Below are 16110 nucleotides of genomic sequence, written 5' to 3'. Positions count from 1 at the left end.
ACCGGCCGTGGCGAGGGTGCGGACCTCGCCGGGCGCCGCGGATCGCGTGCCGTTTCGGCACATTCCGGCGTGGTCCCGGCCTTGCGGCAGGCCCGCCGACCCTCGGGTTCCAGGGACGACACACCACCATGCGCAGCGAAACGATCGCCGTTCACGCCGGCTTCGACCACGATCCGACCACCCACGCGGTCGCCGTGCCGATCTACCAGAGCGTCGCCTACGCATTCGACAGCGCCGATCACGGCGCCGCCCTGTTCAACCTCGAGGAAGAGGGTTTCCGCTACAGCCGAATCGCCAACCCGACCGTGAACGTGCTGGAGCGGCGCGTGGCGGAGCTGGAGGGCGGCCATTCGGCGCTCGCCGTCGCCACGGGGCAGGCGGCGCTGCACTACGCCATCGCGACGCTGGCCGACCACGGCGGCAACATCGTCTGCGTGCCCCAGCTCTACGGCACGACGCACACGCTGCTCGCCCATGTGCTGCCGCGCCAGGGCATCGTCACCCGCTTCGCCGCGAGCGACCGGCCCGAGGACATCGAGCGGCTGATCGATGGCGAGACGCGGGCGGTCTACTGCGAATCGATCGGCAACCCGGCCGGCAACATCTGCGACATCGAAGCTTTGGCGAAGGTCGCCCACGCCCACGGCGTGCCGCTCGTCGTCGACAACACCGTGCCGACGCCGATCCTGATGCGGCCGATCGATTACGGGGCCGACATCGTCATCGCCTCGCTCACCAAGTTCATGGGCGGGCACGGCACCACGCTCGGCGGCATCGTCGTCGATTCGGGCAATTTCGACTGGGCGGCGCACTCCGAGCGCTTCCCGCAATTCTCGACGCCGGACGTGTCCTATCACGGCCTCGTCTACGCCGAGCGGTTCGGCCGCGGCGCGTACGCGGCCCGCGCCCGCAGCGTCTACCAGCGCACCACCGGCGCGGTGCTGCCGGCGATGTCCGCCTTCCTGCTGCTCCAGGGCATCGAGACGGTGGCGCTCCGCGTCGAGCGCCACGTCCAGAACGCCCGCAAGGTCGCGGAATATCTGCGCGCCCATCCGGGCATCGAGTGGGTCAACTACGCGGGCTTCCCCGACAGCCCCAACCACGCGATGGCGAAGAAGTATCTCGGCGGCGAGGGCTCCTCGCTTCTGACCTTCGGCGTCAAGGGCGGGTTCGAGGCCGGCAAGACGGTCTACGACGCGCTGAAACTGGTGAAGCGGCTGGTCAACATCGGCGACGCGAAGTCGCTCGCCTGCCACCCGGCCTCGACCACCCATCGCCAGATGACGCCGGACGAGCAGCGCATCGCGGGCGTCCTGCCCGAGACCATCCGGATCAGCGTCGGCATCGAGCACATCGACGACATCGTCGCCGACCTCGATCAGGCGCTCGCCGCCGCCCGGCCCCTGGCGCTCGCGGCCTGACCGTCAGCCGGGCGTGCCCGGCCCCGCCCGTTTCGAGAGGAGAGAGCGCATGCTGGAACACGGTTCCTCCGCTGCGGCCTACGGCGAGGCCAGCCTCGCCGAGACCGTCCCGCCGCCCCGTTCCGAGGCGGCGAACCCCGCGCCGCGCCTGCGGATCGGGCTCCTCAACAACATGCCGGACACGGCCCTGGTCCAGACCGAACGGCAGTTCCGGCGCCTCATCGGCACCGAGGTGGATCTGAGCTTCTTCAGCCTCGCCTCGGTGCCGCGGGGTCCGCTCGCCCGCGCCCATCTCGACCGGTTCTACGCGCCTCACACCGCGCTTGCGGCGGCCGGGCTCGACGCCCTCGTGATCACCGGCTCGGAGCCGAAGGCCGCCCGCCTCGACGAAGAGCCGTACTATGCCGACTTCACCGAAGTGGTGGATTGGGCGGCGCAGGGCACGGTCTCGACCCTGTTCTCGTGCCTGGCCGCGCACGCCGCGGTGCTGCATCTCGACCGGATCGAGCGCCGGCCGATGGCGACCAAATATTCGGGCGTCTATGCCTGCGCGGCCTCCGGCGTGCATCCGCTGCTGGCCGGCATGGCTCCGGTGATGCCGGTGCCGCATTCCCGCTGGAACGACCTGCCCGAGTTCGAGCTCGCCGCGAAGGGCTACACGGTCTTGCGCCGCTCGGAGGACATCGGCGTCGACCTGTTCGTGCGCGAGGGCGCGAGCCTCATGGTGTTCCTCCAGGGGCATCCGGAATACGAGACCGATACGCTCGCCCGCGAGTACCGCCGCGACATCGGCCGCTTCCTCGACGGCAGCCGCGACACCTGCCCGGCTTTGCCGGAGAACTACTATACCGACGACGCGGCCGAGCGGCTGGAGGCCTTTGCGGCGCTCGCCCAGGCCGAGCGCGCGCCCGCCCTCCACGCCGATTTCCCCGCCATGGACGCCACCCCGCCCCGTCCCGCCGCCTGGCAGGACGGTGCGGCCCGGCTGTTCCGGAACTGGCTCGCGCTGGTGGCGGCCAACCGCGCCTTGCGGATGGCGGTCGCCTGACGCTCGTCCCCTCCCCCTTGCGGGGAGGGGTCAGGGGTGGGGGTCGGGCAGGATCGAGCGCCCTGGTTCCCACTGCACCACCCCCACCTCCTACCTCCTCCCCGCAAGGGGGAGGAGAGGCCCGGCGGCCATCGACGCGATCGAACGGACATCGTCATGACGACCCTGCAATCCGATATGGCGCCCACGGCTTCCCCGCCGCGCGCCTCCTCCACCGCCGGCTGGATCGGCGCGCTGGAGCGCACCGCGCGCATCGACGCCGACCCCGATCGCATCTTCCCGCTGGTCCTCGACGCGGTCGCCGCCGAGCGGGCCGGCGCCCCGGCGCTCATCGGCACCGACGAGACCCTGACCCACGGCGATCTCGCCGCGCGCCGCCATCGCTACGCCCGCTGGGCGCTGGCTCGAGGGCTCGCCAAGGGCGACACCGTCGCGCTGATGATGCGCAACCGGCCCGACTATCTCGCGATCTGGCTCGGGCTGACCCGCGTCGGCGTGCGGGTGGCCCTGCTCAACACCAACCTGCGCGAGCGCGGGCTCGCCCACTGCATCGAGGCGGCCGCACCCCGCATCCTGATCGCCGCGACCGACCTCGCCGAGGCGGTCGAGGGGGCGTGGCCGCATCTCGCGAGCCCGCCCGAACTCTGCTGGCAGGGGGAGGGCGCCGAGGCCTCGCTCGCGGCGCAGGCCGCGCGGTTCGGCGGCGAGCCGCTGGCACCGGAGGAGGCGCCCGCGGTGAGCCTGCGCGACCCGGCGCTCTTGATCTACACCTCCGGCACCACCGGCCTGCCCAAGGCCGCCCGCGTGAGCCATCACCGCATCATGATGTGGACCCACTGGTTCGCAGGCCTCGCCGATCCGGGCCCGGACGACCGCATGTACGATTGCCTGCCGCTCTACCACAGCGTCGGCGGCGTCGTGGCGCCGGGCAGCGTGCTGCTGGGCGGCGGCTCCGTCGTGATCCGCGAAAAATTCTCGGCGAGCCGGTTCTGGTCGGACGTGACCGAGTCCGGCGCGACCCTGTTCCAGTATATCGGCGAGCTGTGCCGCTACCTGACGCTCGCCCCCCCGGACCCGCAGGAGCGCGCGCATCGCTTGCGCCTCTGCACCGGCAACGGCCTGCGCCCGGAGGTGTGGGAACGCTTCCAGGAGCGCTTCGCCATTCCCCGCATCCTCGAATTCTACGCCGCCACCGAGGGCACGCTCTCGCTCTACAACGTCGAGGGCAAGGTCGGCGCCGTCGGCCGCGTGCCGAGCTTCATGGCGCGGCGCTCGCCCGCGCTGATCGTCAAGCACGACGTCGCCACCGGGCTCCCCTTGCGCGACGCGGACGGGCGCTGCGTCACCGCCGCGTTCGGCGAGGCGGGCGAGCTGCTGGGCCGCCTGTCGGACAAGGCGGAATACACCTTCGAGGGCTATACCAGCGCCTCCGAGAGCGACCGCAAGGTGCTGCGCGACGTTCTCAAACCGGGTGACGCCTGGATGCGCACCGGCGACCTGATGCGGCGCGATGCCCAAGGTTACTTCTACTTCGTCGACCGCATCGGCGACACCTTCCGCTGGAAGGGCGAGAACGTCGCCACCACCGAGGTCGCCGAGGCGCTGGCCCGCACCGAGGGCGTCGCGGAGGCCTGCGTCTACGGCGTCGCGGTGCCGGGCGCCGACGGCCGCGCCGGCATGGCGGCGCTGACCGTCGGCCCCGGCTTCGACCTCGCGCGGCTGCACGCCGAGCTGGCCGAGCGGCTGCCCGCCTATGCCCGGCCGCTGTTCGTCCGGTTGACGGAAGAACTCGGCCACACCGAGACCTTCAAGCAGAAGAAGGCGGCGCTCGCCGAGGAAGGTTTCGACCCGGCCCGCACCGCCGATCCACTCTATCTCGACCGCGACGGAGCGTATCGCCGCATCGATCGGGATCTGTATGAGGCGATCAGTTCGGAGTGCCTGAGGTTGTGACGGCCTGCTTCCTGCAATATTCGCAGTTGTTGTCATCGCAGGCCTGAAGGTCCGCGCCGACGCCGCGCGCGGCTGGGAGATTTCGGTAGTTGTTGAATCGTCAAGAATGGTGGACATAAGTTCATCCGACTTGATGAGTGCGGCGCAACAAACGCGCTTCGCCACCGGTGCCGAAGGGGTTGGGCGATGTCGACGCATGTCATCGGGGGACCTGCGCCGGACTGCACGCGTCGAGGGCACCGGCCCGAACGGTGGCCTCCGGCTTTCGGAACCACGCCGATGCGGCAGGACGCGCTCCGCCGCGCCACCGGCACCGTGACGCCATGAAGAAGACGGTCGCGTATTTCCGTGCCAAGGCGCGGACCTGCCGCCGCCTCGCACGCTCCCTGGGCGGGGAGGCGGTCCCGGCGGTGGCCGAATTGGAGGCCCTGGCGGCCGAGTTCGAGGCGTTGGCCGTGAAGCTCGAAACGGGCGCTTCGGCCATGCTGGACGACCGCCGCGACGGTTTCGCCCGGCGGGAGGCCGCGCTGCGGCGCCACTGAGCCGGCCCCTGTCGTCAATCCGCCACATCTCCACCGCTTCCTGACGCCCGGCCGCCCGCCGCGGCGGCCGGGTGCTGGACGGGTCCCGCCCATTCGCGCTTCTTGGATCGCGGCCGGGCCTGAGCGCCCAAGCGGAAAAGTCTCCGACGGTGCAGGCAGGGGCGCACAGCACGGACGAGGGCGGGGGCGGCGACCTGCTCGCCTTCCTGCGCGCCCGCCACGGCGCCGAATCCGGCGAGGCGCGGGGCACGCGGGCGGGGGCCGGCGCGGCGGAAGCGATCTGGCGCGAGGGCCGGCTGCCGCCGGGCGACCTCGCGGATGCCATCGCGGCCTTCCACCACTTGCCGCGGGCCGACATCAAGCGGATCGTCGAATGGCCGCATCTCCTCGACGGCCTGTCGCGGCGCTTCCTGCGCGAGGCCTTCCTCTATCCGGTCTCCGAATCCGGCCGCCCGCTGCTGTGCGTCGCCGACCCGTCGCTTTCCGAGTCGATCCAGGCCGCGAGCCTCGCGCTCGGCGGGCCGGTGGCGCTCGCGGTGCTCTCGTTCGAGGAGATCGAGGCCCTGTTCGAGCGCGGCGGCGGCGAGGCCGCGCCGGAGCCGGAAGAGATCCCGGCCGAGATCGCCTTCTCCGACGATGTCGAGACGCTGCAGGACCTCGCCCGCGGCGCTCCGATCGTGCGGGCCATCGACGCGATGCTGGAGCGCGCCGTCGAGCAGGGCGCCACCGACATCCACATCGAGACCGGCCGCGAGGATCTGCGGGTCCGCTTCCGCATCGACGGGCATCTGCGCGCCCAGCAGACGCTGGCCAAGCACATGGCCCCGGCGATCCTCTCGCGGGTGAAGATCCTGGCCGGGCTCGACATCGCCGAGCGGCGCCTGCCGCAGGACGGGCGCACCAACGTCAAGGTCGGCAGCCAAGAGGCGGATCTCCGCGTCGCCGTGATGCCGACGCTCTACGGCGAGACCGCGGTGCTGCGCATCCTGCTCAAGGACACGCGCCTCCTCGAATTCAAGCGCATCGGCATGTCGCTGCGCGATCAAGCCGCGATGGAGCGCCTGCTCGCCGAGCCGCACGGCATCCTGATCGTCACCGGTCCGACGGGCTCCGGCAAGACGACGACCCTCGCCACCGCGATCTCGATGCTCAACGACCCCTCGCGAAAGATCGTGACGGTGGAGGACCCGGTCGAGTACCAGTTGCCCGGCATCCACCAGACCCAGGTCAAGCCGCAGATCGGGCTGACCTTCGCCACCGCGCTCCGCTCGTTCCTGCGCCACGACCCCGACGTCATCATGGTCGGCGAGATGCGCGACCGGGAGACCGCGGCGATCGGCATCCAGGCCGCGCTCACCGGCCACCTCGTGCTCACCACGCTCCACACCAACACCGCCGCCGACGCGGTGGTGCGGCTCGCCGACATGGGCGTCGAGCCGTACCTGATCGCGGCATCCTTGCGCGGCGTGCTCGGCCAGCGGCTGGTGCGGCGGCTGTGCGAGAAGTGCAAGCAGCCGGATCCGCGCGCGGCGGACGCGGCCCTCGACATCTGCGCCCGGCGCGGCACGCCGGCCCCGGAGCGGCGCGACTACTTCAAGGCGGTCGGCTGCCCGCATTGCGGCGGCACCGGCTATCGCGGCCGGGTCGGCGTGTTCGAGGTGCTGACCATCGACGCCGAGATCGAGCCGCTGGTGCGGCGCGAGCCCGACCCCTCCCGCATCCTCGACGCCGCGCGGGCGCGCGGCATGACCACCATGCTCGACGACGGCATCACCAAGGCGGGGCAGGGTCTCACCTCCCTCGACGAGGTGATGCGGATCACCGGCTAGCGGGGCGGCGATGACGGCCTCGGCCCGCATGGCAGGGTTTTCCGCTCAAGCCGCCGCGCTCAAGGCGCGCCTCGGCGCCTCGCCGCTCGTCGCCAAGGCGGGCGGCGCGGTCTCGCTTCTGCTCGACGCCTTCGTGGCGGCGATCGAGCCGCGGCTCGGCCGCTTCCTCGACCGCAGCCGCCGCGTCGCGGTGGTCGAGGGCGATGGGCTCGCGCTCTACGAGGTGCGCGAGGGCCGCGTGACCCCGCGCGGCCTCTTCGACGGCGCGGCGCCCCAGAATTTTTCCGGGCGCGGCCTCGAACTGCGGCTGCCGCCCAACCTCTTCCTCGCCCGCACCCTGCGCCTGCCGGATGCCGGGCGCGACTATCTCGGGCCGATCCTGGCCCACCGCCTGGAGCGCCTGACGCCCTGGCGGCCCGACCGGGTGCTCTACGGCTACGACATCCCCGAGCCCGCCGGCCCCGACGGCACCATCGCGGTCGATCTGCTGGCCACCTCGTCCGACCTCGTCGCGCCCCATCTCGACGCGCTGGCGGCGGCGGGCCTCAAGGTCACGGCGCTCGGCAGCGCGGCCGCGCCGCTGGACGCGGCGCTCGCGATCGACCTCTACCGCGGCCGTCCCGGTTCCGTGGGCGCGAGCCCGCTGCGCCGGCCGGTCGCACGCGCCGCGGCACTCGCCTTCGGCCTCCTGATCCCGGCCTGCCTCGCGGCCGTGTTGCTCGCCGCCTCCGCCGAGACCGAGCAGGCCGAGACCGGGGCGCATCTCGCGGCGCTGCGCGCGCGGCTCGCGGCGCGGACCGGCACCGGCGGGACGCGGGAGGCGGGGCTTCTCGCCGCCAAGCGCCCCGAGGCCAGCGTCATCCTGCTGATCGACCGCCTCAGCGCGGCGCTCCCCGACGGCACGGTGCTGCGGGAACTCGATGCGGACGGCGGAAAGGTTCGCCTCGTCGGCCGTTCGGACGATGCCGCCGCGCTGATCGGCCTGCTCGAAGGGCAGGCGGGCCTCACGGCCGTGCGCTTCGCGGCTCCCGTGATCCGCGATGCCGAGCGCCGCGAGGCCTTCGACATCGTGGCGAGCCGCGCCGCGCCGCAGGCGGAGGCCGGCCGATGAGCGCCGATCCGCGCGTCTCCCCGCCCCTGCGCCGCTGGCTCGGGCCGATCGCGGTCGCCGTCTTCGTCGGCCTGCCGTTGCTGCTCGCCGCCCTCACCCTCGACCGCCTCGCGGCGTGGTGGGACGCGAGCGACGCCGTAGAGGAGAGCCGTACCCGCATCGGTCAGATCGAGGCGCGCATCCGGCGGCTCGCCGTCGAGCAGGCCAGGCTGCGCGAGGGCAGAGGGGAGGGCGGAGGGGAGGGCGACGTGGCGCGGACCCGTTCGGTCTTCCTCGACGCCGCCGCGCCGGGCCTCGCGCGGGCCGAGATGCAGCGCCGCCTGAGCGCGCTCGTCGATGCCGCGGGCGGGCGGCTGATCGAGGTGCGCGGCGAGGACGAGGCGGACGACGGCCGCACCGTGCTGCTGCGAGCGAGCCTCGACATCGGCAACGACGGCCTGTTCGACCTCCTGGCGAGGATCGAGGCCGGGATGCCGCTGCTCACGGTCGAATCGATCAACATCCGCACCCAGGCCGGCCGCGCCGCCGCGGCGGACGACCCGCAGCCGACCCTGCGCGTGGCGCTCGCGCTCCGCGGGCATCGCCGGGAGGGCCGCTCGTGATGGCTTCTGCGCCGCGCGCCCTGTTCGCCTCGATCGTGTTCCTCGGGCTGGCGGGTCCGGGTTACGCCGAGAGCCCGTTCGGCTCGCCCGCCTGGGTCCGCGAGCAGGAGGCCCTGCGGCAGGCCGAGGATGCGCGCCAGCGCGGGCGCAAACCCGCCCCGCCTCCGGCCTCCGAGCCCGTCGCGCCCGATCCGGTGACGGCCGGGGCGCCGCAGCCCGAGCCGGAGGCGTCCGCTCCCGCCGCGATCGCCCAGGTGGAGCCGCCGCCCGAACCCGAACTCCCGCTCCCGCAGATCGCGCCGACCGCCAATCCCTTGAGCCGGATGGCGTTCAAGGATCTCGGCGCGTTCCGGCAGCGCCCGCTCTTCGCACCCTCGCGCCGACGCCCGGATCAGCCCGTGGTCTACGCGGCCCCGCCTTCGCCCTCCGAGGCGCCGGAGACTCCGCCGCCTGACTTGCGCCTCGTCGGGATCGTGGCCGGCGTCGACCGGGCGGTCGCGCTGGTGAGTCGACAGGAAGGCGCCTCGCTCAGCCTGCGGGTCGGCGATCAGGTCGATGCGTGGCGGGTGGACCGGATCGCGCCGGACCGGGTCGTGCTGCGCGAGGGCGAGCGCGAGCAGACCTATCGCCTGTTCGCCCTGCCGCCGTCCGCCGCGCCGGGCACCCGCCTGCCCGCCGGCGCGGTCGTCCGCGCCCCCGAGTGACCCGCCCCTCGATTGTGCAGCGCACGCGCGTCGTCAGCTGTCCCGGCGGCTCGGGCGGGGGTTCGTCTTGGTTAATCAATCCTCAACGCATTAACCAAAATTTACCAAATTGTGTGTCATATCGAGCACTGCGCGGTTGAAAGCGGTGGTCCGGGTGCACGCCCTCATGGGCAGGGGCGCCCCTCGCCGGTAAGCTCGGATCGGCCTCATCAAGAGAACTCGATGCTCTCGCTCCGGCGTGCCCTGCTCCCCTCCCTGCTGCTGGTGCTGGCCTCGCTCGCGCCCGCCGCCGCACAGACCGTGCCGCGCACCGGCCTGACCGGGCCGGAGGTCGGCATGGACCTCTCGGCCAAGCCGATCCGCGGCGGCGGGGCCGCCCGCCCGGCGGCGGACGCGGTGACCCAGCCGGCCCGGGGCGTCGGGCGCAGCCGCTATTTCGGGCCCGAGGACGTCGATCGCACCGCGGGCACCGGCCTCGGCGGGCTGTCCGAGCAGGCGGAAGCCATCGAGATCGGCGGCGGCCCGGCACAGGATGCGGCCAACGGCGGGGGTTTTCGCCTCAACTTCGAGCGGGCCGAGATCAAGGACGTCGTCCACGCCATCCTCTCCGACACGCTCGGCCTCAACTACACCATGGGCGCCGACGTCTCGGGCCAGATCACCATCTCCTCGCCCCGGCCGCTCTCGCGCAACGAGCTTCTGGCCTCGCTGGAGAGCGTGCTGGCCGGCCAGGGCTTCTCCATGAGCAAGGCCGGCGCCGGCTACCGCATCGTCCCGGCCGCGGCCGGCCTCGGCACGGTCAATCTCGGCGCGGGCGGCCCCGGCTACGGCGTCTCGGTCGTGCCGCTGCGCTACGTCTCGGCAGCGACGATGTCGAAGCTCGTCTCCGGCTTCGTCGCCGATGCCGACGGCCTGCGGTTCGATGCGACCCGCAACACCATGATCGTCAAGGGCCCCGGCCCGAAGCGGCAGGAGGCGGTGAGCGCGATCCTGGCCTTCGACGCCGACTGGATGCGCGGCCAGACGGTCAGCCTGTTCGAGCTGAAGCGGGCGCGGCCCGAGGCGGTGGTGGCCGAGCTGACCCAGCTCTTCGACACCGGCGAGAACGGCTCGGGCCAGGGCCTGATCCAGTTCAAGCCGATCGGGCGCCTGCGCGCCGTGCTGGCGACCTCGAAGAACGCGGGCCTGCTGCGCCGGGCCGAGGGCTTCGTGCGCGAACTCGACGGCACGGCCGAATCCGCCGAGGAGACGGTGTTCGTCTACAAGGCGCGCTACCGCAACGCGGTCGAACTCGCCCGCGTCGTCAACGGCCTGTTCGGCGGCGGCAATTCCGGGATGATGAGCGGGCTCGGCTCCGGCCTGCCCGGCGGCGGCGGTCTCGGCGGCGCCCGCTCGGGCCTGTCGAATCAAGCCGGCTCCGGCCTCGGCGGCGGCGACGGCGGCATGGGCGGCGGCATGGGCGGCGGCGGAATGTCCTCGGGAGGGATGTCCTCGGGCGGCTCCGGCCTCGGCGGCACGGGGGGCGGCAACGGCTCCGGCGGCGGCCTCAACCAGAACGGCGGCAACGGCGCCGACCTCCTCAAGGCCCGCTTCGCCTCGGCCTTCGGCGATCAGGCCGGGCAGGGCGGGGCAGCCGGCTACGGCGACGGCGGCGGGATGATGGGCGGCGGCAGCCTCGACCTGACGCAGCGCTCGAACGCCAAGCGCGTCTCGATCAGCGCCGACCCGGCCCAGAACGCGGTCGTCACCTACACCGACGGCGAGACCTACCGAAAGATCCACGCGGCGCTCCAGCGCCTCGACGCCACCCCGGTGCAGGTCGCCATCAACGTCACCATCGCCGAGGTGCGGCTGACCGATCAGCTCAAGTACGGCGTGCAGTACTTCCTCGATTCGAGCCGGATCGGCATCGGCGGCAACAAGGGCTCGTTCGGCCTGCTCAGCGCCGCCGCGGGGGCCTCCGGCGGCGTGATGAACAAGCTGACGCCGGGCGGCGCCGGCTTCAACTTCCTCGTCGGCGGCTATTCCGGCCCCGACATCGTGATCTCGGCGCTCGACGGCTTCACCGACGTCAAGATCCTGTCCTCGCCCTCGCTCGTGGTGCTGGAGAACCAGCCCGCCACCCTGCAGGTGGGCGATTCCGTGCCGATCACCACGACGCAGGCGACCAGCGTGACGGTGCCCGGCGCGCCGCTCGTCAACCAGGTCGAGATGCGCGACACCGGCATCATCCTCAACGTCATCCCGCGCATCGGCCAGAACGGCGCGGTGACGATGCAGATCGAGCAGGAGATCTCGGCGGTCGTCGACACGACCAAGACGCTCACCCCCACGATCTCGAAGCGGCGCGTGGCCAGCATGATCTCGGTGCCCAACGGCCAGACCGTGCTGCTCGCCGGCCTGATCCAGGAGAAGAATCTTCGCGGGCGCGACGGCATTCCCTTCCTGAGCCGTCTGGCCAATGTCGGCGAGCTGTTCTCCTCCACCGACAACGCCGCCGACCGGACCGAACTCGTCGTATTCATCCGCCCCGTGGTGGTACGCACGGGCCGCGACGCGCAGCGCGTCGCCGAGGATTACCGCGGCCAGCTTTACGACGCCGCCGCCCGCCGCGGCGGCCGCGTGCCCGCCGCGGCGCGGCCCGTGGTCGTGAAGCCGTGAGGCCAGGGTGGCCCGGCCCGTCAGCGCCGACGATCACGGCCCGGCCTGCCTGATCCTGGCCGCCGCCGCGACGCTCGCCGTCCTCGCCCTCGGCACCGGGTCGCTCGGGCTCGCCGCCGCTGGGGCGGCGCTCGCGCTGCTGACCGCGCGCATCGCTTGGCAGGACCTGACCGATTTCACGATTCCCGACGGCGCGACCCTGGCGCTGGCGATCCTCGGCCTCGCGTGGCGCGTGGCGGCGGCCAGCGAGGCGGGCGAGGAGCTGTCCGCAGAACTCGCCCTCGTCGCCCTCGACGGCCTGCTCTGCGGCGGCGCGCTTCTGGTCCTGCGCGAGGCCTATTTCCGCCGCCGCGGCCATGACGGGATCGGGCTCGGCGACGTGAAGCTCGCCGCCGCGGGCGGGCTTCTCGTCGGCACCGGCGGCTTCGCGTGGTGCCTGTTCGGCGCCAGCTTTCTTGGGATCTTGCTGCTCGTCGGGCGCCGGGCGCTGGCGACACAGGGCGGTACGCCCGAGCCGCGGCTCGCCTTCGGCGCTGTGCTGGCCCCGGCGCTCGCGCTCGGCTGGCTCGTCGCCGCGATCCCGGCCGGCTGATGCCCGCCTTCGAGTATCAGGCGCTCGACGCGGCCGGAAAGCTCCTCTCCGGCACCATGGAGGCGGAGTCGCGCGCCGAGGTGATGGCGCAGCTCGACCGCAGCGGCTGGACGCCGATTGCCGCCAAGCCGAAGGCGGTGAGCGCCGGCCGTTCCTGGCGCGATCTCCTCACCCCGGAGCCGCGCCCGGACGAGATCACCGCCATGACCCTCGACCTCGCCATGCTGCTGAAGGGCGGCGTGGCGCTCAACGAGGCTCTGGCGATCCTGGTCCAGATGGAGAGCAAGCGCTGGCTCGTGGCGGTGATGCGCGAACTCAACGTTGCGCTCTCCCACGGCAAGAGCCTGTCGCAGGCGCTCGCCGCGCATCCGAGGTTGTTTCCGCCGATCTACGTCAAGATGGTCGAGGTCGCCGAGACCGCGGGCCGGTTGGAGGAGGCGCTGACGGCGCTCGCCGCCGAGCGCCAGCGCGGCGAGCGGCTGAAAAAACGCTTTGTCTCGGCGATCTCCTACCCGCTCTTCCTCGTCGGCGCCGCGATCGCGGTGTTGTTCTTCGTGCTGATCTACCTGATCCCGAAATTCGAGGTGGCGCTCCAGGGATTCCGCGAGCGGATCGATCCGAGCGCGCTCGTCGTGTTCAACATGTCGGCCTTCCTCAACCGCAACCTCGATGCCGTGGTGATCGGCATGGCGGCGATCCTCGGGGGGGCGATGCTGGTCAACCGCCTCGGGCGCGAGCGTGGCCTGTGGCTGCGGCTGGTGGCGGCGCTCCCGCTCTCCAAGACGGTGCTGGCGCACGAACTCACCGTCACCTTCTGCCGCACGCTCGCCATCCTGGTGCGCAACGGAGTCGACATCTCGACGGGCTTGCGCCTGATCCGCGGCGTCGTGCGCCTGCCGGGCGCGGCCGCCGAGATCGACCGGGTGACGGCGGACGTGCGCCAGGGCAAACGCCTGTCCGAGGCGCTGACCCGCGGAAAGCTGTTTCCGCGCCACGTGGTGCAGATGCTGCGGGTCGGCGAGGAGGCGGGCGATCTCGCCGACAGCGCCAGCCGGGTCGCGGTGTTCTACGAGGCCAAGCTCGACGCGGCGCTGGGCCGGGTCATCGCGGTGGTCGGCCCGGCGGTGATGGTGGTGGTGAGCGTGCTGATCGCGTGGCTGATCATCTCGGTGATGACCGCGCTGATGAGCATCAACGACATGCTGATGTGATGGTCGAGGTTCGTTCCATGTCCCGTTTCCTCACCGCACTGCGCCGGGACCGGCGCGCCGCCCGCGACACGAGCGGCGGCTTCACCCTGGTCGAACTCCTCGTCGTGCTGGTGATCCTCGGCCTCGTGATGGGCCTCGCGGGACCGCGCGTGCTCGGCTATCTCGGCAGCTCGCGCGAGAAGACCGCACGGCTCCAGATCGAGTCGTTCTCCTCGGCGCTCGACCTCTACTTCCTCGACAACGGCCGCTACCCCTCCACCAGCGAGGGGCTCGACGCCCTGGTGAAGCGCCCGCCCGCGGCGGAGGCCTGGAGCGGGCCCTACCTCAAGCAGTCGAACGTGCCGGCCGACCCCTGGGGCCGCGCCTACGAGTACCGCGCGCCGGGCAAGTCCGGCCCCTACGCCATCGTCTCGCTCGGCGCCGACGGCCAGCGCGGCGCCGGGATGATCGGCAAGGAATAGGTTTTTTGCGGGGATGCCGGCCAGGCGGTCCGAGGACGGCTTCACCCTGATCGAGGCGCTGGTCGCCTTCGCGATCGTGGCGGCCTTGAGCCTCGTCGTGCAGCGCGGGCTGATCCAGTCGCGCGTCGGCTGGGCGGCGGTCGAGGACCGCACCGGGGCCGAGCGCCTCGCCCGCTCCCTGCTCGAAGAACCCCTGACCCCCGCCGCCGTCGCCGCCGGCGGGCGCGAAGGCGTCACCGACGGGCGCCGCTGGCGCGTCGGCCTCCAGTCTCTCGACCTGCCGCTGCCGAGCCCGCCTGAGCCGGCGGACGGAGCGCCGCCGCAGCAGCCCGCCCAAGAGGGGCCGCGCTGGCTGCCGCTGCGCGTGCGCATCGAGGTCGCGACCGCGCGCGGCCGGCCGGTCGAGGTCGAGACGGTGCGGCTCGCCCCGTTCCCGGCTCAGGCGCCGTAGCCGTCAGCCCGCGAGGCGGGCATGGGCGATGTCGATCTCCTGCTCGGCATGGGCCATCAGGTAGGCGACGCGCTCGGCATCGAGATTGGCCTCCTGCAGCTTGCGGCGCAGGTCGCTCTCGTAAACATGCGCCTCGCCGCGCAGGGGGCCGGGCAGGAGGCGCAGCAGCATCGGGCTGGCGATCTCCTTGCGCACGAGGCCCCGATGGTTGGCCAGCCGCCGCAGCCGGATCGCGAGATCCTCGAGTTTCGACTCGGGCAGGTAGTTGCGGGCCGCGCTGCGGTGACCGATACGGGACATGGGGAGGCGGCCTTCCTGCGATCGAAGGATGCAGGTTAACCGGCAGGCGTCATCACTTCGTTTCCGGCGCGCCCCCGATGCCGGATTTTTGAAGTACGTGCCGGGACATCGCCCCTCGACGTCGCCTCTCGGGCCGTCGGATTTCAGGTGGGCCATGCGCCGGAATCGCGGTTCCTGTTCCCCGCGCCTCCGACACGCCTGCAGCTGCTCGGCCCACTGAGCCTCACAGGTGCGATGCAGAGAACTGGTCCGCACCGTCCCGTCACTGCCGACCCCGCTGCCACGCCGGCCCGAGAGGGCTCGCGAAACCATCGGGCGCATCGGCCGCGGGGAGGGCCGATGTAGAGGGCCGCGCCGCTCGGAGCAACCGTCGGCGCGGCGACCATTGGCCTGTTGCGGCGCTTCGTCCGGTCGGCGGCGCCAAGCGCCTGCGGCTTCCGCCCCGCTTGTTGGTGTGGTCCGACCTGCTACCCTGTCGATATGAGTGACGCCTTTCCCTCGTCCGATCGAACCGAGACCCCCGTGCCCTGGCGACTGGCGGAGGCCGAAGCTCGTTTCGCCGAACTCGTGCGCCGGGTCCGCAGCGAGGGGCCGCAGCACGTGACGGTCCACGGCCAGGACGAGGTCGTGGTCATCGCGGCCGAAGAATTTCGCCGCCTCACGATGGCTCAGGCGGATCGGAAGGCGACCGGTGAGGCGCTGATTGCCGCGCTCCAGGCCTCGCCCTATCGCGACGTCGAAATTGAGCCGGAGCGGTTTGCCATGCCGGTTCGCGACCCGGCGCCGTGACCGCTTGGCTGCTCGACACCAACGTCTTGTCCCGAGTTGCGCCGTCCGCGGCCGGAACCGAAGGTCGTGGCCTTCGTTCGAGACCAGCCGCTCGACAGCCTGCATATCAGCACCGTGACTCTGGCCGAGATCCGCTTCGGCATCGAACGCCTCGGCGAGAGCGAGCAGCGCACGGCCCTCCATCACTGGCTCGATGCGCGGATCAGACCGATGTTCGAAGGGCGTACGCTGGCAATCACGGAGGATGTGATGCTGCGCTGGCGGCTTCTCTTCGAGGAAGGCAGGAAGGCCCGCCACACGTTCACGCAGCCCGATCTGATCATCGCCGCTACGGCGATCCAGCACGATCTGACCGTGGTGACCCGGGACGTGAATGACTATCGCAGAGCGCAGGTCGCCGTCATGAATCCTTGGCTTGCAACCCACACTCCTTGA

The 16110-nt window shown here is 72.0% G+C and carries 16 protein-coding genes; 15 read left to right on the top strand and 1 reads right to left on the bottom strand.

All coding sequences use genetic code 11. The features are described from left to right. Positions 1-128: 128 nt before the first annotated feature. The 13 genes from HNR00_RS12645 to HNR00_RS12585 all read left to right on the top strand — a co-directional run bounded on the left by HNR00_RS12645 (position 129) and on the right by HNR00_RS12585 (position 14586). Positions 129-1421 carry an O-acetylhomoserine aminocarboxypropyltransferase/cysteine synthase family protein gene (locus HNR00_RS12645; protein ID WP_183569751.1) on the top strand — a complete coding sequence of 431 codons (1293 nt, stop codon included), beginning with the start codon at positions 129-131 and terminating at the stop codon, positions 1419-1421. A gap of 49 nt (positions 1422-1470) precedes the next feature. Next, entirely contained in the window at positions 1471-2469 is a 999-nt protein-coding gene (metA, locus tag HNR00_RS12640; RefSeq protein WP_183569749.1) for a homoserine O-succinyltransferase MetA, read from the top strand. 156 nt (positions 2470-2625) lie between these two features. Then, on the top strand, positions 2626-4422 hold the full coding sequence (locus HNR00_RS12635; protein WP_183569747.1) for a long-chain-acyl-CoA synthetase: 1797 nt from the start codon (positions 2626-2628) through the stop codon (positions 4420-4422). A 323-nt stretch (positions 4423-4745) separates the two neighbouring features. Next, complete coding sequence (locus HNR00_RS12630; RefSeq protein ID WP_183569745.1) at positions 4746-4964, top strand: hypothetical protein; 219 nt, start codon at positions 4746-4748, stop codon at positions 4962-4964. Positions 4965-5113: 149 nt separating this feature from the next. Beyond that, on the top strand, positions 5114-6793 hold the full coding sequence (locus HNR00_RS12625) for a GspE/PulE family protein (protein WP_312886045.1): 1680 nt from the start codon (positions 5114-5116) through the stop codon (positions 6791-6793). A gap of 10 nt (positions 6794-6803) precedes the next feature. Further along, entirely contained in the window at positions 6804-7904 is a 1101-nt protein-coding gene (locus HNR00_RS12620; RefSeq protein WP_246390574.1) for a PilN domain-containing protein, read from the top strand. Next, positions 7901-8506, top strand: coding sequence for a type II secretion system protein GspM (gspM, locus tag HNR00_RS12615; protein WP_183569743.1), 606 nt, complete (start codon positions 7901-7903; stop codon positions 8504-8506). Before HNR00_RS12620 ends, gspM begins: the two co-directional genes overlap by 4 nt. Then, positions 8506-9210, top strand: a complete 705-nt coding sequence (locus tag HNR00_RS12610) for a type II secretion system protein N (protein ID WP_183569741.1) — start codon at positions 8506-8508, stop codon at positions 9208-9210. The genes gspM and HNR00_RS12610 overlap by 1 nt, the downstream gene beginning before the upstream one ends. A 222-nt stretch (positions 9211-9432) precedes the next feature. Further along, complete coding sequence (gene gspD / locus HNR00_RS12605; protein ID WP_183569739.1) at positions 9433-11871, top strand: type II secretion system secretin GspD; 2439 nt, start codon at positions 9433-9435, stop codon at positions 11869-11871. Between the two features lie 7 nt (positions 11872-11878). Continuing rightward, the gene (locus tag HNR00_RS12600) at positions 11879-12463 is read left to right on the top strand and encodes a prepilin peptidase (RefSeq protein WP_183569737.1); all 585 of its coding nucleotides are present in this window, start codon (positions 11879-11881) and stop codon (positions 12461-12463) included. Continuing rightward, positions 12463-13674: a type II secretion system F family protein gene (locus tag HNR00_RS12595; protein WP_246390572.1), complete on the top strand. Its 1212-nt coding sequence runs from the start codon at positions 12463-12465 to the stop codon at positions 13672-13674. Before HNR00_RS12600 ends, HNR00_RS12595 begins: the two co-directional genes overlap by 1 nt. A gap of 17 nt (positions 13675-13691) precedes the next feature. Continuing rightward, positions 13692-14135 carry a type II secretion system major pseudopilin GspG gene (gene gspG / locus HNR00_RS12590; RefSeq protein ID WP_183569736.1) on the top strand — a complete coding sequence of 148 codons (444 nt, stop codon included), beginning with the start codon at positions 13692-13694 and terminating at the stop codon, positions 14133-14135. 13 nt (positions 14136-14148) lie between these two features. Further along, positions 14149-14586 carry a PulJ/GspJ family protein gene (locus HNR00_RS12585; RefSeq protein ID WP_183569735.1) on the top strand — a complete coding sequence of 146 codons (438 nt, stop codon included), beginning with the start codon at positions 14149-14151 and terminating at the stop codon, positions 14584-14586. Positions 14587-14589: 3 nt separating this feature from the next. Here the strand turns inward: HNR00_RS12585 and HNR00_RS12580 are convergent, their stop codons facing one another. Continuing rightward, positions 14590-14886, bottom strand: coding sequence for a hypothetical protein (locus HNR00_RS12580; protein WP_183569734.1), 297 nt, complete (start codon positions 14884-14886; stop codon positions 14590-14592). Between the two features lie 522 nt (positions 14887-15408). On the opposite strand from HNR00_RS12580, the gene HNR00_RS12575 reads away from it, so the two are divergent. Together HNR00_RS12575 and HNR00_RS12570 are read left to right on the top strand one after the other, a co-directional pair. Beyond that, positions 15409-15675: a type II toxin-antitoxin system prevent-host-death family antitoxin gene (locus tag HNR00_RS12575; RefSeq protein ID WP_376770380.1), complete on the top strand. Its 267-nt coding sequence runs from the start codon at positions 15409-15411 to the stop codon at positions 15673-15675. Between the two features lie 66 nt (positions 15676-15741). Further along, on the top strand, positions 15742-16110 hold the full coding sequence (locus HNR00_RS12570) for a PIN domain-containing protein (protein ID WP_312886044.1): 369 nt from the start codon (positions 15742-15744) through the stop codon (positions 16108-16110).

The organism is Methylorubrum rhodinum (assembly GCF_014199935.1).
In the GTDB taxonomy this organism is placed as follows: Bacteria; Pseudomonadota; Alphaproteobacteria; order Rhizobiales; family Beijerinckiaceae; genus Methylobacterium; species Methylobacterium rhodinum.
The sequence above is the reverse complement of the archived record's forward strand: the minus strand, read 5'-3'. Positions and strand labels throughout refer to the sequence as shown.